Origin of the sequence: Faecalibacterium sp. AF28-13AC, from assembly GCF_003478405.1 — a bacterium.
Classification (GTDB): Bacteria; Bacillota; Clostridia; order Oscillospirales; family Ruminococcaceae; genus Faecalibacterium; species Faecalibacterium prausnitzii_E.
Map to the genome: position 1 here is coordinate 199,901 of NZ_QUFG01000006.1, position 21,498 is coordinate 221,398.

Genomic DNA, 21,498 nt, shown 5'->3' on the forward strand with positions numbered 1-21,498 from the left:
TTCCTGTTTTATTTTAGTTTGCGCGGTTCACGCGGCCCATGACCATCATGGCACCGTCGTGCAGCAAGTCGGTCCACTGCCGCACAGCGGACTCCTTGCGGACGAGGACGCTGCCCTCGTCCAGGCGGATGTAGGTGATCTGGCTCTGGTCGATCTTCATCAGACCGAGGCGGGTGGCCGTCTCTTCCACGCTGGTGATGTTGGTGCGGTTGTTCAGTGCACTGTTGTAGTAGGTGTACTGGCTCTGCTCGCTGACGAGCTCCGCCTTGGCGTTCTGGATCTTGCTGTTCAGCTCCACCAGCTGGGACTCGCTCCACAGCAGGCTGACGGCAAAGCCCACCAGCAGCGCCGCCGAGAGCAGCTGCAATGCGTGCTGCATGGCAGCGCGCACCGGGTTCAGCCGGGGCTTGCCGCCTTTTTCCACCCGCAGCGGAACGTTCCGCTGCGTCTGGGGTGCTCTTCTGCGGCGCACCTCTGTCATATCATATGCTGCCTGGCCCATGGTACTCTCCTCCTCACTGATACTCCGCGGTGGTTAAATTTTTTCAAGAACGCGGAGATGTGCCGACCGGCTGCGCCGGTTCTCTTCCAGCTCCTGCGTATTTGCTTCGATGGGTCTGCGGGTGATGAGTTTTGCTTTGGCCCTGCCGCCGCAGACGCAGACCGGGAACTCTGGCGGGCAGGTGCAGGCGGTGGCCCAGCGGCGGAACTTGTTCTTCACCAGCCGGTCTTCCAGCGAGTGGAAGGTGATGATGCACAGCCGCCCGCCGGGGGCCAGATGCTCAAAGATGGTGTCCATACCCTCTTCCAGTGCGTCCAGCTCGTGGTTGACTGCAATGCGCAGCGCCTGGAAGGTGCGGCGGGACGGGTTCTTGTTCTTGCGCCGCTCGGCCGCCGGCATGGCGCTGGCCACGATGTCGGCCAGCTGCAATGTCGTCTCGATGGGGGAAGTCTCCCGTGCCTCGACGATCTTGCCCGCGATCTGCCAGGCGAAGGGTTCTTCGCCGTAATCCTTGAGGATGCGGGCCAGCTCCTCCCGGCTCTCGGTGTTCACGAGGTCGGCGGCGGTCTCACCCTCCTGGCTCATCCGCATGTCCAGCGGAGCGTCTGCCCGGTAGGAAAAGCCTCTGGCGGCATCGTCCAGCTGGTGGCTGGAAACGCCGAGGTCCAGCAGCGCTCCGTTGATCTTGTCGATGCCCAGCTGTTCCAGAGCTTGTCCCGCATAGCGGAAGTTGATCTGCACCACGGTGGCAGGCAGCCCGGCCAGCCGCGCCCGCGCGGTCTGCACCGCGTCCGGGTCCTGGTCCAATGAGATGAGCCTGCCGCCCTGTTCCGCGTCCAGCCGCAGCGCGATCTGGCGGGAATGTCCCGCACCGCCTGCAGTGCCGTCCAGATAGGTGCCTGCCGGGTCAATGGCAAGGCCGTCCAGGCACTCGTTCAAAAGCACAGGCACATGCTCAAACGAGGCCGGGTCAAAGGCTTGTCCGATCGTTTCACTGCCCATAGGGCCCAGCCTCCTTTCTGTCGTTTCAAGTTGCGTATCATCCGGCGATTTCACGCTGTTTTTTCCGTTTTTCGCCGTGTTTTTCTGCCCGCAGGCACACACTGCCCCAAGGCATCTCTCTGATACAGTTTTATTGTAACAAAACCGCCCTGCGAATGCAAGGCTTTTCGGGCTGGTTTTTCTCTCAAAATGTCACAAAAAAAGCCCCTGCAAGCCGTCGATTTTGCTGGCAGGGACGAATGGGTTTTTCCGACAAACTCCGCTCACTGGGGTTTCCGGGGCGTCTGGCGCAGATTGGCGCGGACGTTCCGGACCTGCGCAGCGTTCTCTGCCATGGTCTCCTCGGTGGTCTTGAGCATATTATCACAGTAGTCGGTCACGGTCTGGCGGACGGTGCGGGCCTCGGTCTGGGCGGCTGAGACGATCTCGGAGGCGCGCTGCTGGGCCGCCTTGACGATCTCCGCCTCGCTGACGAGGATGCGGGCGCGGTCCTCGGCCTTTTTCACGATGGCCTGGGCCTGGGCGTTGGCCGAATCAATGAGCTGGGCGCGGTCGCTGACGATGGACTGTGCCTGCCGCAGCTCCACGGGCAGATTCTGGCGGATCTCGTCCAGATAATCCCGGATCTGCTCCACGTCCACGATCCGCTTGCCGCCCGAAAGGGGCATCCCGGCGCTCTCTTCCAGCGTGTCCTCAATGGTATCCAAAAGCTCGTTCACGTTCATTCCGCATCTTCCTCTCCGGCAGGCTGCATGGGCTTCGTGTACTTCCACAGCAGCACCTTGCCATACTTATACTGTTTCTTCAGCGTCAGGCTGCCCACCTCGGCAGGCAGCACAAGGCCGGTCTCGCTCTCGCACAGGGCGATGCCGCCGGGCGCCAGCACCTTTTCCACGCTGGGAAGGATCTTTTCCAGCGTACCACCGTGGAACGGCGGGTCCAGCAGAACCAGGTCGAACTGCTCACGGCAGGCGGAAAGATACCGCGCCGCCTCGCCGATGTTGACGCGGCTGCGGTCGAACACGCCGCAGGCCTTGCAGTTCTTCATCACGATGTTGACGGCCTCGCGGTTCTCGTCCAGGAACACGCACCGTGCTGCCCCGCGCGAGAGGGCCTCGATGCCGAGCTGGCCGCTGCCTGCGTACAGGTCCAGCACCCGTGCGCCGGGCAGGTCGAACTGAACGATGCTGAACATCGCCTCCTTGACCTGGTCGAGGGTGGGGCGGGTGATATCGGTGCCGGGCAGGGCCTCCAGCCGTCTGCCCCGTGCGTCTCCTGCAATGACTCGCATGTGGTTGCCTCCTTTTGCATTCCGTTTTATGTATCTTTATATTATTGTCAAGACACCGTACTTTGTCAAGGCCCGCGTTGCACTGCGGCCGCAAGTGTGCTAAAATCAGGGCAGAGCGCCCCCTGTTCCGGGGCGCATGGTCAAAAGGAGAGATTCAACGTATGAAAGTCCTGCTCATCAACGGCAGCCCCCACGAAAAAGGCTGCACCTACACCGCTCTGTCCCTCATCGCGGAGGAGCTGAACCGCGCCCACATCGAGACCGAGATCTTCAACGTCGGCACCCGGCCCGTCGGCGGCTGCATCGGCTGCGGCGGCTGCGCTGCAGGCAGCGGCTGTGTCTTTGGCGGCGTAGTCAACGAGGCCATCGAAAAAGCCCGGACCGCCGACGCCTTCGTCTTCGGCAGCCCGGTGCACTATGCCTCGGCCTCCGGCAACATGACCAGTTTTATGGACCGCCTGAGCTACGCAGGCGGCAAGTATCTGGCCTACAAGCCCGCCGCCATCTGCTGTTCGGCCCGCCGCGGCGGCACCACCACCACGCTGGACCAGCTGGTCAAGTACCCGGAGTTCTTCCACATGCCGCTGGTCAACGGCTCCTATTGGGCCATGGTCCACGGCTCCAACCCCGCTCAGGTCCTGCAGGACGAAGAGGGCTGCGCCGTGATGCGGGAACTGGGCCGGAACATGGCCTGGCTGCTCCAGTGCATCGAGGCCGGCAAGGCCGCCGGCATCCGGCACCCGGAGAATCCCCGCCGCCCCATGACGAATTTCATCCGATAAGCAGCCACGCCCAAAAAGCCTGACCGGCACTGCCCGGCCGGGCTTTTCTGCTGCCATCCGCCGCTTTTGTTCCAGAAAAAGTGAGAAATCCCGCAGAAACAGCGCCTGCATCCTTTTTTCGTTCATAACTTTGTGGTAACATGAAGATAAGTATTTTTTACCATGACGGAGAGCAGGCTATGGAACACTACGATTGGAACGACGGCTGGACCTTCACCCCGGTATTCGACCCCGCCATCGTGCGGCCGGAATGTCCGGATCTGCCCCTGACCCCGGTGCGCATCCCGCACACGGTCAGGACGCTGCCCTACAATTACTGCAATGAGAACGATTACCAGCGGCTCTGCGGCTACCGGCGGGAGTTTTTTGCACCCAAAGAGTGGCAGGGCCGCACGGTCCTGCTGACCTTTGAGGCCGTGGCGCACGACGCCACCGTCTTCTGCAACGGCCGCCGGGTGTTTCACCATGGCTGCGGCTACATGGCCTTTACCGTGGACCTGACCGAATCCCTCCGCCTGGGGGAGCAGAACGTCGTGGCCGTCCGGTGCGACAGCCGGGAAGACCTGAACATCCCGCCCTTCGGCGGGCAGATCGATTTCCTGACCTACGGCGGCATCTACCGCGCCGTCTCACTGGACGTGAAGGAGCCTGCCTACCTGCGGGACATCTTCATCGAGGCGCAGGCCGAGGGCGATTTCCGCATCTACACCTCCACCGTGGGCGAGACGGTCGGCTGCACCTTGCAGGCCGAGATCCGCAGCCCCGCCGGGAGCCGGGCGCTCTACAGCGGCGAGCTGTCGCTGCCCATCGTGGGCACCCTGAACGGCGTCCACCCATGGAGCATCGGACACCCCTTCCTGTACACCCTCACCGTGCGGCTCATCCGCCCCGGCACCAGCGGCCTGCCCGACCGGGTGCTGGACGAAAAATCCACCCGGTTCGGCTTCCGGACCCTCCAGTTCGTGGCGGGCGGGCTGTACCTCAACGGCCAGCGGGTGGAGCTGCGCGGCCTGAACCGCCACCAGAGCTACCCTTATCAGGGCTACGCCATGCCGGACAGCATCCAGCAGCTGGATGCCCAGATTCTGAAAAAGCAGCTGGGCTGCAACGCAGTCCGCACCAGCCACTACCCCCAGAGCCAAGCCTTCCTCGACGCCTGCGACGAGCTGGGGCTTCTGGTCTTTGTGGAGATGCCGGGCTGGCAGCACATCGGCGACGAGAGCTGGCAGGCGCAGGCATTGCAGAACTGCCGCGAGATGGTCTGCCAGTGCCGCAACCATCCCAGCGTCTTTCTGTGGGGCGTACGGGTCAACGGCAGCCCCGACGATGAAGCGTTCTACAAGCGCACCAATGAGGCCGTCCGGCGGCTGGACCCCACCCGCCCCACCGGCGGTGCCCACATCCGCCGCAAAGACCAATTGCTGGAAGACGTCTACGCCTACAACGATTACTCCTACACCGGGCGGGGGGCTGGCTGCGAGAACCGCTCCGCCGTCACGCCCGACCTGCGCAAGGGCTACCTCATCAGCGAGTTCGGGGGCCAGCAGTTCCCGGCCAAGACCTTTGACGACGAGCCGCACCGGCTAGCCCAGGCCCTCCACCACGCGGCCGTCCTGAACGATGCCATCGCCCAGCCGGGCGTGGCGGGCAGCTTTGGCTGGTGCATGGCCGATTACAACACCCACCGGGAGTTCGGCAGCGGCGACCGCATCTGCTACCACGGTGTGCTCGACTCGTTCCGGAACCCGAAGCTCTCCGCCGCCGTCTATGCCAGCCAGAAGACGCCCCGCTCCCCCTCCGACATCGTGCTGGAAGTTTCGTCCAGCATGGCGCTGGGCGACCACCCCGGCGGGTTTGCCGGGGCCTGCTGGGTGTTCACCAACGCCGAGAGCGTCCGGCTCTACCGCGGCAACGATTTCATTGCCGAGTTCAGCCCGGACCGCCGGGGCCGGTTCGCGGCGCTGCCCCATCCGCCCATCGAGGTGCAGGATTTCGTCGGCTCCCTGCTCGAAAAGTATGAGGGGCTGGACCCCGTGGTCGCGCCGCAGGTGGCCGCCATCCTCAACGAGATGCGCCGGGACGCGCTGAGCCTTTCGCCCCTGAGCCGGGCGCGGCTGCTCTCGCTGCGGCTGAGCTGGAATGACCTGCTCCGGATGTACTACAAGTACATCGGCGTCCTCGGCTCGCCCTCCAGCGTCTACCGGTTCGAGGCCGTGTGGCATGGGCGCACCGTCCGCACCGTGGTGCGGGAGCCAGTGCAGAGCGTCCGGCTGGAGTGCACGGTCTACAATCCCCTGCTGACGGACGGCCCCACCTGGGACTGCGCTGCCGTCAGCCTGCGGGCCATCGACCAGAACGGCAACTTCCTGCCCTACTGCGGCGAGGCTGTTCAGCTGAGCGTGGAAGGCCCGGTCAGGATCCTCGGCCCCAGCGTCGTGCCGCTGCGGGGCGGCATGGCGGGCACCTACCTTGCCACCACCGGCCGGGCAGGCCGCGCCGTGCTCCACTGCAAAATGGAGGGCGCGCTGGACACCGAAGCCGTGCTCACGGTGCGCAAGCGTTCTTAAATCCCGTCCTTTCATGATAGATTTGCACTCCGTTCAAAGTTTTATCATGTTTGGCTGATATTCTATGGATGTAAAGAGTTTATGGGACGGCTTCGGCCGTCCCCTTTTGAAGAGTTTGAGGACAAAGGACTGTACGATTATGAGAGAAAAACTTCGCCGCTTTATGATCGGCCGCTACGGCACCGACGGCCTGAACCAGTTTCTGAGCATTGCCTCTCTGGTTCTGCTGCTCATCGCCATCGTCAGCCGCATCAGCCTGTTCACCTGGCTGGGTGTGGTGCTGCTGGGCTTCTGCTATTACCGCACCTTCAGCCGCAACATCTCGAAGCGGACCGAAGAGAATTACAAGTTCTACACCCTCAAAGACCGGGTGGACAACAAGTTCCGGGGTCTGAAAGAGCAGTGGGCCAACCGCAAGGTCTACCACTATTACCGCTGCCCCCAGTGCCGCCAGAAGCTCCGTGTGCCCCGCGGGCGCGGCCGCATCCAGATCTCCTGCCCCCGCTGCGGCACCCAGTTCATCAAGAAGAGCTGAGCCATGTTCGGATATGTGATCCCGAATCAGGCTGCGCTTTCGCCGGAAGCGCAGGCGCGGTACCGCTCAGCCTACTGCGGGCTCTGCCGCCGCATCGGTGCGCTGCACGGCCTGCGCGGGCGGCTGACCCTGAGCTATGACCTGACCTTTTTGGATCTGCTGCTCTCCAGCCTGTACGATGGCGAGACCGCGCTGCACACCGGCGCAGACCACTGCCCCATCCACCCCATCCGGAAGGTGGGCTGGCGTTCCAGCGGGCCAACCGATTACTGCGCCGACCTGAGCGTTGCGCTCCACTACTACAACGCACAGGACAAGTGGAACGATGACCGCAGCCTGCTGGGGCTGGGGTTCGAGGCGCTGCTCGCCGCCCCCACTGCGGCAGCCGCCGAACGCTGGCCACGGCAGTGCAGCGCCATCCGCGCCTGTCTGGACCGGCTGGCGCAGTACGAGGCCGAGGGCAGCGAAGATCTGGACGCCGTGTCCGGCTGCTTTGGCGACCTGATGGCGGAATTGTTCGACTACAAGCAGGACCACTGGTCCCCGGAGCTGCGCAGCATCGGCTTTCATCTGGGCAAATACATCTACCTGCTGGATGCCTACGACGACCTGGACCGCGACCTGAAAAAGGGAGCCTACAACCCGCTGCGCAGCCTGCACCAGCTGCCCGGCTATGAAGAAGAGATGCGGGAGATCTTCGAGCTGCTGCTCGCCAACTGTGCCTGCAGCTTTGAGCGCCTGCCCTGTGTGGAGGATGTGGACCTGCTGCGGAACATCCTCTACTCCGGCGTCTGGCTCAAATACAACTGCAAACATGCAAAAAATCCCCCCAGAACCGCCGAATGAGGCGGTTTCTCTTGATTTTTCAGGCGTTGTCCTGTACACTTAATTTTGTTCGTGCGGCAGCAAGGCCGCGCAAGTTCGTAGAGACGTGAGGAAGTTGATCCATGAAAGACCCCTATGAGGTGCTGGGCATCCAGCGCGGAGCCAGCGAGGAAGAAATCAAAAAAGCCTATCGTGCCAAGTGCAAGCGCTGGCACCCCGACCTGAACCCCAACGACCCCACGGCCGAAGAGCACTTCAAGGAAGTGCAGGCGGCCTATGACGCCATCACCAAGGGGGAGACCGGCCCCCAGAACGGCGGCTACGGCAACCCCTACGGCCAGCAGCAGAGCTATGGCGGCTTCTACAGCGGCGGCTATCAGCAGGGCTATGGCCAGCAGGGCTACAGCCAGCAGGGTGGCGACTGGGACTTCGGGTTCGACCCGTTCGGTTTTGGGTTTGGGTTCGGCGGCTACCAGCAGCAGAGCGGGCCGGGCTTCAGCAGCGCGGACACGCCCGAACTGCAGGCGGCGCGCAACTTCATCGTGAACCGCCGCTACGCCGAGGCCCGCCGTGTGCTGGACGGCATCGCGAACCGCACCGCCCGGTGGTATTATCTCTCGTCGCTGGCGAACCAGGGCCTGGGCAACAGCATCGACGCCCTGCAAGACGCCCGCCGCGCCGCCCAGATGGAGCCGGGCAACACCGAATACCAGGTGCATCTGCGCAATCTGCAAAGCTCCGGCCGCACCTACCGCACCCAGACGACCTATGCCCAGCCGGGCGGCCTGATGCGCTGGTGCTGGAGCATGATCCTGCTGAACCTCCTCTGCAACTGCTGCTGCGGCGGCTGGGGCTGGGGCTGGCGGTTCCGGGGCATCTGATCTCCACTGTTCCTGATACAAAAGACCCCTGCCGTGCAGCTGCACGGCAGGGGTCTTCTCATCGTCTGATCGTTTTACTGGATGATGATGGTGCGGGTGATCTTCTCGCAGGAGTAGTTGCCGCCCACGGTCGCGGTCTGGACATACTCGCCCGGCTGGGTGGGCAGGGTGTCGGACTTGCTGCCGAACCAGCCGCCCTTTTTATAGGTGTAGCTGATCTTGCCCTCCGGAACGGGCTGGCCGTCCACTTCCAGCACAGCGCTCAGGTCGTAGTTCTGTGCTTCCTCCACGGTCATCGTGTCGGGCACTTCCTGCGTCCAGTAGGTGCGGACGCCTTCCGTCTTCGGCTTGATGCGGAACATGGCCACACCGGCGGTGTTCACGTCGCCGGATTCCAGCGCCACTGCACCGGCCACATAGTTGCCGGACTCGGTCGGCTGTTCATCCACGTAGATGCGGCTGAAGGCGCCATCCGGCAGGAATTTTCGGATGAGTGCCAGCGCCAGCTTCAGGCCAGTGGAAACGTCCTTGATGGTGGGCATATAGAATTGCAGCACATCCATCACCGAAACGACCTCGTCGGCCACCCGCAGCAGTACACTCACGTCGTTGCCGTCAATGAGCTGCTTGATGTAGGCGTAGAGGTTGAACTCTTCCTGCTGATCCGGCGTAGCGGACATCTTGCGCGGCAGCGGGATCATCTTGAGCAGGGTGCGGATCTTGTCCGAGAGGACCAGCGTCACATAGCCCTTTGCCTCGCCCTTGGTGCCGATGACCACGCCGATATACTGGGTGTCGGCGGGTTTGGTCACGACGCTGAGGGTGAACGGCGAACCATAAACCAACTCACCCGAAGTGGTCAGGCGGATGGAGACGACATCATTGCTTTCCTCGACATCTGCACTTTCTGCGGCGGGCAGCAGATCCCCCGCCGACGCTGCAAACGCCGGGGTAACGGCCACGCTCAGCGTCAGAAGGACGGCGAGCAGCAGCGAGATCATCCTTTTGGTCTTCATAGAGCAGACCTCCTGTTTGCATTTCAAAGGTTGCGGTCGTGCGGCGGGAGACTTCCCGCCGGGCCAAAAATTGCTTTGGGCCAACTTTATTTTACCGCATCCTGCCCTTTGGGTCAATAACGGGATTCAAGTAACTCAAAATTTTGATATAAAAACTGCCGCGCAGACGCACGGCAGTTTCTTCCGCTCTTTACAGCTTGCTCAGCTGGGGGCCCTGGGCGGTATCCTTGACGGCCCAGCCCATCTCGGTCAGCTGGGCGCGGATGGCATCGGCGGTGGCCCAGTCTTTGGCTTTCTTTGCCGCAGCGCGCTTTTCGACCAGCTCGGTCACTTCGGCGGGCACCTCGTCCTTCTTGCGGTTGTACATCAGGCCCAGCACGTCGGTGATCTCGTCGAACGCCTTGGCGGCAGCTTCAAGCGCTTCTTTGGTGGAAGAAGCGGACAGGGTGTTGATCTCCTTGACCAGATCGAACACCGCAGCCAGCGCGTCGGGGGTGTTCAGGTCGTCGTCCATGGCCTTGCAGAACTTGGTGCGGGCCTCGTCGGCCTTGGCCTTCAGGCTCTCATCGGTGCCGAACTCGCTCTTGCTCAGGGCAAAATCGAGGTTTTCGCGGCAGGTGTACAGGCGCTCCAGGCTGTTCTTGCAGCTCTCGATGAGGTCTACGGTATAGTTCAGCGGCATCCGGTAGCCTGCGGTCAACATGAAGTAGCGGATGGGCTCATAGCCGTAGAGGTTGGCCACATCGCGGACGGTGAAGAAGTTGTGCAGGCTCTTGGACATCTTCTGATTGTCCACATTGATGAAGCCGTTGTGCATCCAGTAGCGGGCGAACGCACAGCCGTTGGCGCACTCGCTCTGGGCGATCTCGTTCTCGTGGTGGGGGAAGATGAGGTCCTGCCCGCCGCAGTGCAGGTCGATGGTCTTGCCCAGATGGGTGCGGCTCATGGCGCTGCACTCGATGTGCCAGCCAGGGCGGCCCATGCCGTAGGGGCTTTCCCAGGCAGGCTCGCCGGGCTTGGCGGCCTTCCAGACAGCGAAGTCGGCGGGGTCTTCCTTCAGGTCATCCTCCATCTGGCTGCGCAGCTCGCGGTTGCCGCTCTCCAGATCGTCCAGCTTGAGGTGGCTGAGCTTGCCGTACTCCGGGTCGCTCTTGACGCGGAAGTAGACGTCGCCGTTCTTGGCCACATAGGCGTGGCCGGAGTCGATCAGGTCCTTGACGATGTCCAAAATCTGCTGGATGTGCTCGGTGGCGCGGGGCTGGACGGTGGGCTTTTTGCAGTTCAGACCGGCGGCATCCTTGAGGTACTCGGCCTCAAAGCGCTGGGCGACTTCCTTCATGGAGGTGCCCTCTTCCTGGCCCTTCTTGATGAGCTTATCGTCGATGTCGGTGATGTTGGACACATAGATGACCTTGTTGCCTCGGTATTCCAGATAGCGGCGCAGGGTGTCGAACACGATCAGCGGGCGGGCGTTGCCGATGTGGATATAGTTGTAAACGGTCGGGCCGCAGACGTAGATGCGGTACTCGCCGGGCACCTGCGGCACGAACTCTTCCTTCTGGCGGGTCAGGGTGTTGAAAATCTGCATAAAAACCTCTCCTTTTGTGTGGCAGACAGAAGCCGCAAAAACAAAAAAGCCCTCCTCGCTGTACCCTGGTACAGCAACGAAGGCGGTTCTCATTCCAAATCGCGGTTCCACTTCTGTTTGTCGCTCAAAGCCGGTAACGGCGGCCGCCGCACTGCGATACTGTCCTTCCCGCAGTGTGCTCTCCGGGCGCACTTCCCGCAGTCTTCTGCAAACAGGCTCCCAGCCAACGGCCCGTTCTCTCTGTGCAGATACTCCCTGCGCTACTCTGCCCGGATCAACGCATTTGTTCTGATACAGATTTATTATATCTGTCCGGCCTGCGAAAGTCAAGGCGGCAAATCTTGATTTTATCTTGCGGATCGTCGAATTTTATGGTATTTTAATGTTGCATCTGGGTATTCCAGATTCCTTAAGGCGCTGTCCCAAAAACGCAGGCGGCTAGCCCATACCGATTCGTCCTTGACTCATTGAGTGAAGCAAGTGTCGGGAGGGCACTTTTTGGAGTTACCTCCCGACGCTTTCGGCGAAGGGAGGGATCGTTCTATGACGATTGTCGAGATTCTCACGTTGATGGCATTCTTTGTCAGTTTGCTGACCTTGATCGTCACCACAGTACATGTAACATTCGATATCACATTTCGGATGCTGGAATCGCGAAAAGATAAAAACGACAAAAAGAAAAAATGACCGCCCAACGTTCCCCAACGCACGGTCATTTTCTCTTTGACGTGTCAGTAAGGAGCTAGCCGTTTTGCCGGACAGCGCCTTTTGCATCTTTATTATAGAGTTTTTTTTATGATTTGTCAATCATTTTACGGAGGTCCTCCATGCAGCTTTTGACCGAACGCCTTTTTCTCATCCCGTTGCAGCCGGATGGGATGCGCGCCCTGCTCGCCCGCACCACCGACCCGGAGCTGGTCGGCCCCTATACCGAAATGCTGACCCTCTCCCTCCGGCACCCGGAGCAGTGGATCTGGTACACGGCCTGGGGCCTTTACCAGAACGATTCCGGTGACTTTGTCGGCGACCTCTGCTTCAAGGGTCTGCCCAAAAACGGCCAGCCGGAGATCGGCTACGGCATCTCACCCGAATTTCAGGGCCAGGGCTATGCCACCGAGGCCGTCCGCGCCGCCTGCCGCTGGGCGCTGGCCCAGCCCGGCGTGGCCGCCGTGGAGGCTGAGACCGAACCCGCCAATGCTGCCTCCCAGGCGGTTCTCCGCAAGGTCGGCTTCGTCCCCACCGGGACGGTGGGCAAGGAGGGGCCGCGGTTCATTCTGCGCACCCTGCCCGCCTGAGCGCAGCTTTTTCGGCGTCCCCCTTTACATCTCCCTCAACTTGTGCCATAATTTACGATATTAAAGGGAAGCGTCTCCAGCTCCGGCAATTCGGCCGGTCTGGAGCGCAAGAGAGGGGTAAACTGCCATGAGTAAAACGATCATCCCGGCAAACTACACGCCTGCGCTGAATCTGTACGACACCCAGCGCGCCATCGGCACCGTGAAGCGGCTGTTCGCAGACACGCTCTGCGCCACGCTGAACCTCTACCGTGTGTCCGCACCGCTGTTCCTGGAGGCCTCCACCGGCCTGAACGACGACCTGAACGGCGTCGAGCGGAAGGTCACCTTCGACATCAAGGACAGCGGCACCGAAGCGCAGGTGGTGCAGTCGCTGGCCAAGTGGAAGCGCAAAGCCCTGAAGGACTACGGCTTCCGGGTGGGCAAGGGTCTGTACTGCGACATGAACGCCATCCGCCGCGATGAGGAGCTGGACAACCTCCATTCCGTCTACGTGGACCAGTGGGACTGGGAGAAGGTCATCCGTGAAGAGGACCGCAACGAAGCCTATCTGAAGAATGTCGTGCGCTCCATCGTGTCGGCGGTCTGCGCCACCGAGATGAACCTCCACGCCATGTTCCCCCAGCTGCAGGACCTGCCCCTGCACACCCCGAACGTGACCTTTATCACCACCCAGGAACTGGAAGATCGGTACCCTGACCTGACCCCGAAGGAGCGCGAGAACGCTTTCGTCAAGGAAAACGGCACCACTTTCCTGATGAAGATCGGTGCCCCGCTGAAGAGCGGCAAGCCCCACGATGGCCGTGCGCCCGACTACGACGACTGGGACCTGAACGGCGATCTGTTGTTCTGGAACGAGCCGCTGCAGTGCAGCTATGAGCTGAGCAGCATGGGCATCCGCGTCAGCCCCGAAAGCATGGACCGGCAGCTGACCATGGCGGGCTGCGATGACCGCCGCGCCCTGCCGTTCCACAAGGCCGTTCTGTCCGGCGAGCTGCCCTACACCATCGGCGGCGGCATCGGCCAGAGCCGCCTGTGCATGCTGCTGCTGGGCAGTGCCCACATCGGCGAGGTCCAGGCCAGCGTCTGGGATCAGGCCACACACGAAGCCTGCGCCAAGGCCGGCATCCCGCTGCTGTAACGACCAGCGTTCTTTCCAAGGCTGCCCCATGGGTCTTCCCGTGGGGCAGCCTTTTTTGCGCCGTGCAAAAATTTCCAAAAACTTTTTTGTTTTTCCCCTTGACAGAACGCTGTGTTCTATCTATAATGAACACAGTTCATTTTGAGGTGATCGCATGAATCTTACCGCAACCTCCAAAGAGGATATCTTAAAAGCCAGTCGTGCCCTCATCCAGCAAAATGGATGGGCAGCGGTCAACATCCGCGCCGTGGCTGCGGCCTGCGGTGTGTCGGTGGGCTGCATCTACAACTACTTTGCATCCAAGACCGAGCTGGTGAGTGCCACGGTGGAAAGCATCTGGAACGATATCTTCCACCGCCCGGAGGACGAAGCCGTCTTCCGGGACACGCTGGCCTGTGTCCGCTGGATGTATCGGCAGCTGGAATACGGCTGCGCCCAGTATCCCGGCTTTTTCACCCATCACTCCCTTGGCTTTATGCACCAGGGCACGGCGGATGGAAAACAGCAGATGCAGCAGGCGTGGCAGCACATCCTGCGGCAGCTGTGTTTCGTCCTGCAGCAGGACCCCAACGTCCGGCCGGACGCCTTCAACAACCAGTTCACCGCCGAACGGTTTGCCGGGGTCCTGTTTTCCCAGATGCTTTCCGCGCTGGTCCAGCAGGATTTCGACCCGTCCATGGTGCTGGAGATCGTCCGGCGGGCCATCTATTAAAAAACTTCCCACGGTTTCGTGGGGATTTTTTATCCGTCAAAGTGAACATTGTTCAATTAAGGAGGTGATGTTCCGTTCTCTCCGGCAGGACCCCGCTGCATTCCCCCATTCCACCCATTTCAGACAACAAAGGAGATTTTTACGATGCGTGCGATCTTTGAAACGCTTTTTGACATTTTTTATCTGCTCACCGTCCTTTCCGTGGGCATCCGCATGATCCGGAACAGCAAAGGCTCCGCCCAGTTCCAGCTGTTTGGCTGGATGGCTGTGGTGCTGGGTGCCGGTGATTCCTTTCATCTGGTGCCCCGCGCACTGGCTCTGTGCACCACCGGCCTTGACAGCTACGCGTTCCAGCTGGGTCTGGGCAAGTGGATCACCTCGGTCACCATGACGGTATTCTATGTGCTGCTGTACTACGTCTGGCGTCAGCGCTACCACATCCAGGGCCAGAAGGCCGTGACCTGGGCCGTCTACGCTCTGTCGGCCGCCCGTGTGATCCTCTGCATGATGCCCCAGAACCAGTGGCTCACCAACCATTCTCCCCTGTCCTGGGGCATCTACCGCAACCTCCCCTTCGCGCTGCTGGGCCTGCTGGTCATCGTGCTGTTCTACCGCAGCGCCAAGGAGCACCACGACACTGCGTTCCGCTGGATGTGGCTCACCATCGTGCTGAGCTTCGGCTTCTATATCCCGGTGGTGCTGTGGGGCGATGTGATCCCGGTCATCGGCCTGCTGATGATTCCCAAGACCTGCGCCTATGTGTGGACCGTCCTCATCGGCTATTCTGCCATGAAGGCAGAATATAAGAAAGCGGACTGATCCGTTCCCCCCTGCTTCACGCAAAAAGAGCCTGTTTTCCGGCGGCAGCTGCCGTCAGAAAACAGGCTCTTTTGGTTGCAGTTTATCGGCGTTTCCGGCTGTTGCCCCCCAGCCACCAGACCAGCGCTGCGCAGATCAGGTTCCCGGCCAGGATGCCCGCGCACCACAGCACCGTTTGCCGGGGCGTCTGTTCATACACCAGCAAAAAGGGGTAAGGCCCCGTCCACAGACGCTGGTAGTTGGCCCACAGAGCGATGCTTCCGTAGATCGCCGTCGGCACCAGCGCCAGCGGGATGTTCCGGGCCGGGAGCCGCGGCTCCCGTTCCAGAAAGACGAAGGAGACAAAAACGAGGACCGGGTTCAGCAGGTGGTGGTACAGCATGGAGCTTTCCGTCAGCAGGAACACCACACCGCCCTCATCGGGGTAGCAGGGTGCCAGCACAAAGACCACCGTCAGGAAGGTCAGGGTCAGGCAGCAGGCCGCAATGAACTTCAGCCGCTTGACCCAGCGGGGCAGCGCACGGCCGGACAGCAGCGCCCACAGCTGGCAGACTGCCACCAGCAGGCAGACCGCCGCCGAGAAGAGGTTGGAGTTTTCGGTGTAGAAGGTCAGGGACTGCTCGCCCACCGCTTCCCAGCTCATCCGGATGGCGATGGGCTCCATCCGCACCACGGCCAGGTTCAGCAGGATGGACAACACCCGCCGAAGCTGATCCAAAAGCGAATTTTGTTTCATTTTATTCCAGAATGGATCATTTTGCCGTGTTGATGAAGCTGCGGTTGTCCCACAGATACTTGATGCCGGAGATGGCGGTGGCCGCTGCCACCAGCCAGCACAGCCAGTAGGAGATGAGCCAGACGTTCAGATTGCCGAGGACGGTATTGCCATAGGTCAGCGAGATGCCGAAGAAGTAGAAGATGATGGTCAGCATCTGCAGCACCGTCTTCACCTTGCCCCACATATTGGCCGCGATGACCTTGCCGTCCTTCGCACCGGCGGCGACCATCCGCAGGCCGGACACCGCGAACTCGCGGGCCAGGATGATGCAGAGCACCACGGGGCTGCACACGCCGTCCCGCATCATGTAGATGAGGGCCACCGTGGTCAGCAGCTTGTCGGCCAGCGGGTCGGCAAACTTGCCGAAGTCGGTGACCATGTGCCACTTGCGGGCCAGATGGCCGTCCAGATAATCGGTGAAGCTGGCAGCGGCAAAGACGATGCCTGCCACCAGATACCATGTGGCGTTGAAGGTCTCGGTGCCAAACTCGGTCAGCGAGACGAAGATCATGAAGACGGGCACCAGAATGATGCGGCACAGGGTCAGTTTATTGGGCAGATTCATACGTTTTACCCTCCAATTTGTTATTTTTCGACAGTACCATACAAATCGTAAAGGTCGCTGTCGTCTACCAGGATGTCATAGAACGCGCCGGGATACAGCGGCTCTTCGCTGGAAACGCAGACGTTGCCGTCCACTTCGGGGGCGTCGGCTGCGGTGCGGCAAAGGTACAGGCCGCTCTCGTCGTCGATGCCGTCGCAGATGACGCGGACGGTCTGGCCGACCTTGGCCGCCTGCTTCTGGGCCATGATGCCGGTCTGGATCTGCATCACCAGCTCGGCGCGCTTCTCCTTGACCTCCTGCTCGATCTGGCCGTCCATGCGGGCGGCCACGGTGTTCTCCTCAGCCGAGTAGGCAAAGCAGCCCAGGCGGTCGAACTGCACCTCCTTGACGAAGTTGCACAGGTCTTCGAACTGCTCCTCGGTCTCGCCGGGGAAGCCTGCGATCAGGGTGGTGCGCAGGGTGATGCCGGGGATCTCGCGGCGCAGCCTGCCGATGACGTCCAGCAGCTCCGCACGGTTGGAGCGGCGGTTCATGTTCTTGAGGATGACATCGTTGCAGTGCTGGATGGGCAGGTCGAGGTAAGGCAGGACCTTCTCGTTCCGCTTCATGGCGGCAATGAACGCATCGGTGATCCGCTCCGGGTAGGCGTACATGATGCGGATCCACTCGATGCCCTGGACCTTGTTCAGCTGATCCAGCAGCTCGCAGATGCTGCCGGGCTTGCCCCAGTCCTCGCCATAGGCGGTGGGATCCTGCGCCACGATGATAAGCTCCTTGACGCCCTCACCGGCCAGCCAGCGGGCCTCGGCCACGCAGTCGGCCATGTCACGGCTGCGCAGCGGGCCGCGGATGCCGGGGATGGCGCAGTAGTGGCAGCGGTTGTTGCAGCCTTCGGCGATCTTTAAGTACGCATAGTGGGCGGGGGTGCCGATGACACGCTTGCCGCCCAGCGGGAAGTCCTTCTTCAGGCCGTAGCTTTCGAGGTGGTCCTCGCCGTTGAACAAGCGGGCCACGATGGAGTCAATGGCCTTGTTGGAGGCGCAGCCGACCACGGCGTCCACTTCGGGGATCTCCTCCTCGATCTGGCTGCGGTAGCGCTCGGCCAGGCAGCCGGTGACGATGACCTTCAGATCGGGGTTCTGCTGCTTGTAGGAGCAGGCTTCCAGGATGTTTTCGATGGCCTCGGTCTTGGCGCTCTCGATGAAGCCGCAGGTGTTGACCAGAATGACGTCGGCCTCACCCAGCTCGGCCACGGTCTCGTGCCCGGCAGACAGCAGGATGTGGACCATGCCGTCCAGATCGACCTGGTTCTTCGGGCAGCCAAGGGAAATACATGCAATTTTCATAAGGGGATGCTACTCTCTTTCTTTTTTACGGTTCCGGTGTTCTTCCGAATGGCCGTTCCGGCACTGTGTGCGAGACGAAGCGGCCGTGCAAACAAGCCGTTATTCCTGTTCCACGCGCTGGATCGCGTCCCTGATGACCGGGTAGGCAAAGCCCCGGCGCATCAGAGCGGCCACCACGAGGTCGCGGCGTCCGGCTTCCAGTTTTTTGCGGTAGCGGCTGGCCACCAGTGCGGCGGCGGCTTCCAGCTCCGGGTCTTCCCCGGTCTCGTCGGCGGCATAGACCGTGTCCAGCGCCCGTTCGATCTGCGGGGCGCTCAGGCCCTTCTGCCGCAGGTTCTGTGCGGCAGCGCGGCGGCTTTTTTTCGCCGCCAGCAGGCCATGGGCGCGGGTCTCGGCATAGCGCGCATCGTTGACATACTCCCGCTCCACCATCTCAGCCACCACGGCGGCAGCCGTCTGCCCGGCAAAGCGGCGGTTCAGCCGCTCGTAGAGGCCGCCGGAGGACAGCTCCTGCCCAGCCAGCAGCTCCATCGCGCGGGCACGGGCCTTGGCCGCATCGGTGGATTTTTCCGCCTCGTCCAGCGGGCGGCGGGCTCCACGGTAAAATGCCATTTACTCTTCCACCATGATGTCCAGTTCGCTCTCGCTGCTGCGGGCGGGTGCCTTGACCACCGGCTCCTTGGCCGGGGCGGACTCGGCCTTGCTGCCGGTCTCCGGTGCAGCGGCGGCCGCCTTTGCGGTGCGGCGGGTGGCATAGAGCTTGTCGGCATTGGCGCGGATCTGGCCCTCGATGTCGTTGGCCAGCTCCGGGTTGTCCCGCAGGAACTGCTTGGCGTTGTCGCGGCCCTGACCCAGGCGGATATCGCCATAGTTGAACCATGCACCGCTCTTCTGGACGATGCCCAGCTTGACGCCCAGATCGATCAGCTCGCTCATCTTGGAAATACCCTCGCCGAACATGATATCGAACTCGGCCTCACGGAACGGAGGTGCCACCTTGTTCTTCACGATCTTGGCACGGGTGTGGTTGCCGATGAACTGGCCGGAGGAGTCCTTCAGGCCCTCCACACGGCGGATGTCGATGCGCACCGAGGAATAATACTTCAGCGCACGGCCGCCGGTGGTGACTTCGGGGTTGCCGTAGACGACGCCGACCTTCTCACGCAGCTGGTTGATGAAGACGCAGACCGTGTTGGTCTTGCCAATGACACTGGTCAGTTTGCGCATGGCCTGGCTCATCAGGCGGGCCTGCAGGCCGACGTGGCTGTCTCCCATCTCGCCCTCGATCTCGGCGCGGGGGACCATGGCGGCGACCGAGTCCACGACGATGGCGTCGATGGCACCGGAACGGACCAGCGCCTCGCAGATCTCCATGGCCTGCTCACCGGTGTCCGGCTGGCTGACCAGCAGGTTGTTGATGTCCACGCCCAGTGCCTCGGCATACACGGGGTCCAGCGCGTGCTCGACGTCAATGAAGGCGACCTCGCCGCCCTGCTTCTGGGCCTCGGCCAGAATGTGCAGGGCCAGCGTGGTCTTACCACTGGATTCCGGGCCATACACCTCGACGATGCGGCCGCGCGGCACACCGCCCACGCCCAATGCCATATCCAGACCCAGGCTGCCGGTGGAGATGGCTTCCACCTGCATGGCGGCATTGTCGCCCAGCTTCATGACGGCACCCTTGCCGAACTGCTTTTCGATCTGGGCCAGCGCGGTCGCCAGCGCGTCCTTCTTGGCACCCGGCTCGGTCTTCTGGGTCGCGGTGACGACCGTGTTCTGATTCTTTGCTGCCATAGTGTTCTCCTTTGCTGTCCTCTCCCGGCGCGGCTCGTTCCGCCGCCTGCGCGGGGCATTCCGATTCTTTCTCTAATAGTATATCACAAATCCAGAATATTACAACAGGAAGTTGTTTGCTTTTTCCGATTATTTTTCCGCTCAAGCTGACCCGCAAGTCGGCGCAAAACCTCGCATCTTGCGGCAGGCAGCTTCACTTACCGCTTCTTCGCGCCGTTATGGCCCGGTCGTTGCCGCCGTAGTCCTTCCGGCAGGCGATCCCGACCCAGCCGTTTGCTTCCAGCAGGGCCGTGACGGCTTCCCGCTGCTGCCAGCCGATCTCCAGCGCCAGTGCACCGCCGGGGCGGAGCGCTCTCTGGTAGTGTTCCGCGAGGGCGCGGTAAAATACAAGGCCATCCTCCCCCGCTGCCAGCGCCATGGCCGGTTCCTGCGCCACTTCGGGCTGCAGCTGCCCCATCTCGGCCGCGGTCAGGTAGGGCGGGTTGGACACGATGAGGTCCAGCTCCCCTTCCGGCAGAGTCTCCCAATAGGTGAACAGATCTCCCTGCACCGGGGTCAGATGCAGCCCATTGGGCAGGCGGGCATTCCGGGTCAGATACGCAAACGCCGCCGGGCTTTTTTCCAGGCTCGTCACCTCTGCCGCCGGGCAGAACCGCTGGACGCCCAGGCCCAGACAGCCGGTCCCGGCGCAGAGATCCAGCACCTTCGGGTGCTGGACGCCCCGCAGCAGTTCAGCGGCGGCCTCGGCCACCACTTCGGTATCGGCACGGGGGCAGAGCACACCGGGCCCAACCGCCAGCTCAAAGTCGAGGAACGGCCAGCTGCCGCAGAGGTATTGCAGCGGCTCACGGTCGGCACGGCGGGCGGTCAGGGCTTCCAGCTGCGCCGCCTGTGCGGCGGTCAGCGGAGCCGTGGCCAGCCGGGCGTCTGCGCCCACCGCCAGCCGGAAGAGTTCGGCGGCATCAAAATCGGCATCGGGGCAGCCCGCCTCGGTGAGCCGGGCCTCCACCTGCCGCAGCGCCGCGCGGGGCAGGATGCCTTCGTTCACCATCTGCCATCCTCCGGGTCTTCGGGCAGGACGGGCGTCACCGCCGCAATGGCCACTTCGATCATGCTGTCGTCCGGCTCGAACACGGTCAGATGCTGCACCCAGATGCCGGGCTGTCGGATGATGCGGGTGGCAAGGTTGTCAGACCGGCCGCACCACTTCAGCAGCTCGTAGCTGATGCCCATGACCACCGGCAGGAGCAGCAGTTTGAACACCACCCGCAGCCCGGTGCTGGACCAGGGCAGCACACTGTACAGGAAGACGCTGACGATAACGACCAGGATCAGAAAGCTGGTGCCGCAGCGGGGGTGGAAGCGGGTGTATTTGCGGACGTTCTCCACGGTGAGCGCATCCCCGGCCTCATAACAGGCGATGGTCTTGTGCTCGGCCCCGTGGTACTCGAACACGCGGTGGATCTCCTTCATTTTGGAGATGGCGACCATATAGCTCAGGAAGATGGCCACCTTCAGGACCGCTTCGAGGACGACCTTGCTCCACCGGCCCAGCGGGAGCAACCGGTTGACGCCGCCCACCAGAACGGTCGGCAGCACCGTGAACAGCAGGATGGCAAACAGCCCGCCCAGCACAGCGGCAACACCCAGCAGGACATCCTCGGCTTTTTTGCCCAGGTGGTCGCCCACCCATTTTTCAAAGGCGGTCTCCTCCTCTTCGGGGTCGTAGTCGTCGCCCATACTCACCTGTGCGGAATACATCATGTACCGGTAGCCCATGATGAGGCTCTCCACCATCGAGATGGCCCCCCGCACGAGGGGGATCTTCGTCCAGATGCCGTGGGTGGGGGTCGGCTCGATCTTTGTCTCAATGGTGCCGTCCGGCTTGCGCACCGCGCAGCAGATGTTCTTCGGGCCGCGCATCATGATGCCTTCCATCAGGGCCTGCCCGCCCACGCTCGTTTTGAAACGTTCCTGTTTTGGTTGATTCATCCATGTCTCCTGTCCCCGCGCACGGCTGAGTCGGGCGGGTGATTTTTTTGCAGTTCTCATTGTACCG

23 protein-coding genes are annotated in these 21,498 nt (G+C 62.0%); 10 read left to right on the forward strand and 13 right to left on the reverse strand.

From position 1 onward, the window contains the following. Positions 1-13: 13 nt before the first annotated feature. The 4 genes from DWY95_RS10485 to rsmD form a co-directional block, all read right to left on the reverse strand. Complete coding sequence (locus DWY95_RS10485; RefSeq protein ID WP_097793092.1) at positions 14-502, reverse strand: cell division protein FtsL; 489 nt, start codon at positions 500-502, stop codon at positions 14-16. A gap of 33 nt (positions 503-535) precedes the next feature. Then, positions 536-1,504: a 16S rRNA (cytosine(1402)-N(4))-methyltransferase RsmH gene (rsmH, locus tag DWY95_RS10490; protein ID WP_118553479.1), complete on the reverse strand. Its 969-nt coding sequence runs from the start codon at positions 1,502-1,504 to the stop codon at positions 536-538. Positions 1,505-1,767: 263 nt separating this feature from the next. Further along, complete coding sequence (locus tag DWY95_RS10495; protein ID WP_118553480.1) at positions 1,768-2,229, reverse strand: ATPase; 462 nt, start codon at positions 2,227-2,229, stop codon at positions 1,768-1,770. Continuing rightward, on the reverse strand, positions 2,226-2,795 hold the full coding sequence (rsmD, locus tag DWY95_RS10500; protein WP_118553481.1) for a 16S rRNA (guanine(966)-N(2))-methyltransferase RsmD: 570 nt from the start codon (positions 2,793-2,795) through the stop codon (positions 2,226-2,228). The genes DWY95_RS10495 and rsmD overlap by 4 nt, the downstream gene beginning before the upstream one ends. 161 nt (positions 2,796-2,956) lie before the next feature. Here rsmD and DWY95_RS10505 point away from each other — a divergent pair, with 161 nt between their 5' ends. The 5 genes from DWY95_RS10505 (at position 2,957) to DWY95_RS10525 (ending at position 8,385) form a co-directional block, all read left to right on the forward strand. Then, positions 2,957-3,577 carry a flavodoxin family protein gene (locus DWY95_RS10505; protein WP_097793096.1) on the forward strand — a complete coding sequence of 207 codons (621 nt, stop codon included), beginning with the start codon at positions 2,957-2,959 and terminating at the stop codon, positions 3,575-3,577. A gap of 179 nt (positions 3,578-3,756) precedes the next feature. Continuing rightward, a complete protein-coding gene (locus DWY95_RS10510) occupies positions 3,757-6,144 on the forward strand; it encodes a glycoside hydrolase family 2 TIM barrel-domain containing protein (protein ID WP_118553482.1) in 2,388 nt (795 codons plus the stop codon). Positions 6,145-6,283: 139 nt separating this feature from the next. Further along, positions 6,284-6,679: a hypothetical protein gene (locus DWY95_RS10515; protein ID WP_097793098.1), complete on the forward strand. Its 396-nt coding sequence runs from the start codon at positions 6,284-6,286 to the stop codon at positions 6,677-6,679. A gap of 3 nt (positions 6,680-6,682) precedes the next feature. After that, positions 6,683-7,525 (forward strand): DUF5685 family protein, encoded by an 843-nt coding sequence (locus DWY95_RS10520; protein ID WP_118553483.1) that lies wholly within the window; start codon positions 6,683-6,685, stop codon positions 7,523-7,525. 101 nt (positions 7,526-7,626) lie between these two features. Continuing rightward, positions 7,627-8,385, forward strand: a complete 759-nt coding sequence (locus DWY95_RS10525; RefSeq protein ID WP_118553484.1) for a J domain-containing protein — start codon at positions 7,627-7,629, stop codon at positions 8,383-8,385. A 74-nt stretch (positions 8,386-8,459) separates the two neighbouring features. On the opposite strand, the gene DWY95_RS10530 is transcribed toward DWY95_RS10525, so the two are convergent. Both DWY95_RS10530 and cysS read right to left on the reverse strand, forming a co-directional pair. After that, on the reverse strand, positions 8,460-9,401 hold the full coding sequence (locus DWY95_RS10530) for a hypothetical protein (protein ID WP_118553485.1): 942 nt from the start codon (positions 9,399-9,401) through the stop codon (positions 8,460-8,462). Positions 9,402-9,591: 190 nt separating this feature from the next. After that, complete coding sequence (gene cysS, locus DWY95_RS10535) at positions 9,592-10,989, reverse strand: cysteine--tRNA ligase (protein ID WP_118553486.1); 1,398 nt, start codon at positions 10,987-10,989, stop codon at positions 9,592-9,594. A gap of 543 nt (positions 10,990-11,532) precedes the next feature. Here cysS and DWY95_RS17090 point away from each other — a divergent pair. The 5 genes from DWY95_RS17090 (at position 11,533) to DWY95_RS10555 (ending at position 14,956) form a co-directional block, all read left to right on the forward strand. Further along, positions 11,533-11,676, forward strand: a complete 144-nt coding sequence (locus tag DWY95_RS17090) for a hypothetical protein (protein WP_158577557.1) — start codon at positions 11,533-11,535, stop codon at positions 11,674-11,676. 140 nt (positions 11,677-11,816) lie between these two features. Next, positions 11,817-12,284, forward strand: coding sequence for a GNAT family N-acetyltransferase (locus tag DWY95_RS10540; protein WP_118553487.1), 468 nt, complete (start codon positions 11,817-11,819; stop codon positions 12,282-12,284). A gap of 127 nt (positions 12,285-12,411) precedes the next feature. Then, positions 12,412-13,425 carry an aspartate--ammonia ligase gene (gene asnA, locus DWY95_RS10545; RefSeq protein ID WP_118553488.1) on the forward strand — a complete coding sequence of 338 codons (1,014 nt, stop codon included), beginning with the start codon at positions 12,412-12,414 and terminating at the stop codon, positions 13,423-13,425. A gap of 154 nt (positions 13,426-13,579) precedes the next feature. Beyond that, positions 13,580-14,137, forward strand: a complete 558-nt coding sequence (locus tag DWY95_RS10550) for a TetR/AcrR family transcriptional regulator (protein WP_118553489.1) — start codon at positions 13,580-13,582, stop codon at positions 14,135-14,137. Positions 14,138-14,281: 144 nt separating this feature from the next. Beyond that, entirely contained in the window at positions 14,282-14,956 is a 675-nt protein-coding gene (locus DWY95_RS10555) for a hypothetical protein (RefSeq protein WP_118553490.1), read from the forward strand. Between the two features lie 82 nt (positions 14,957-15,038). On the opposite strand, the gene DWY95_RS10560 is transcribed toward DWY95_RS10555, so the two are convergent. From DWY95_RS10560 to DWY95_RS10590, 7 genes are all read right to left on the reverse strand, one after another. Continuing rightward, entirely contained in the window at positions 15,039-15,692 is a 654-nt protein-coding gene (locus DWY95_RS10560) for a hypothetical protein (RefSeq protein WP_118553491.1), read from the reverse strand. Positions 15,693-15,708: 16 nt separating this feature from the next. Next, positions 15,709-16,299, reverse strand: a complete 591-nt coding sequence (gene pgsA, locus DWY95_RS10565; RefSeq protein WP_118553492.1) for a CDP-diacylglycerol--glycerol-3-phosphate 3-phosphatidyltransferase — start codon at positions 16,297-16,299, stop codon at positions 15,709-15,711. Positions 16,300-16,319: 20 nt separating this feature from the next. Beyond that, positions 16,320-17,645 carry a 30S ribosomal protein S12 methylthiotransferase RimO gene (gene rimO / locus DWY95_RS10570; protein WP_118553493.1) on the reverse strand — a complete coding sequence of 442 codons (1,326 nt, stop codon included), beginning with the start codon at positions 17,643-17,645 and terminating at the stop codon, positions 16,320-16,322. Positions 17,646-17,744: 99 nt separating this feature from the next. Further along, positions 17,745-18,257 carry a RecX family transcriptional regulator gene (locus DWY95_RS10575; protein WP_118553494.1) on the reverse strand — a complete coding sequence of 171 codons (513 nt, stop codon included), beginning with the start codon at positions 18,255-18,257 and terminating at the stop codon, positions 17,745-17,747. Beyond that, on the reverse strand, positions 18,258-19,439 hold the full coding sequence (gene recA, locus DWY95_RS10580; protein ID WP_118553495.1) for a recombinase RecA: 1,182 nt from the start codon (positions 19,437-19,439) through the stop codon (positions 18,258-18,260). It abuts the gene before it with no gap. Between the two features lie 193 nt (positions 19,440-19,632). After that, the gene (prmC, locus tag DWY95_RS10585; RefSeq protein ID WP_118553496.1) at positions 19,633-20,490 is read right to left on the reverse strand and encodes a peptide chain release factor N(5)-glutamine methyltransferase; all 858 of its coding nucleotides are present in this window, start codon (positions 20,488-20,490) and stop codon (positions 19,633-19,635) included. After that, positions 20,484-21,431, reverse strand: a complete 948-nt coding sequence (locus DWY95_RS10590; RefSeq protein WP_118553497.1) for a DUF1385 domain-containing protein — start codon at positions 21,429-21,431, stop codon at positions 20,484-20,486. The genes prmC and DWY95_RS10590 overlap by 7 nt, the downstream gene beginning before the upstream one ends. Between the last annotated feature and the right edge of the window lie 67 nt (positions 21,432-21,498).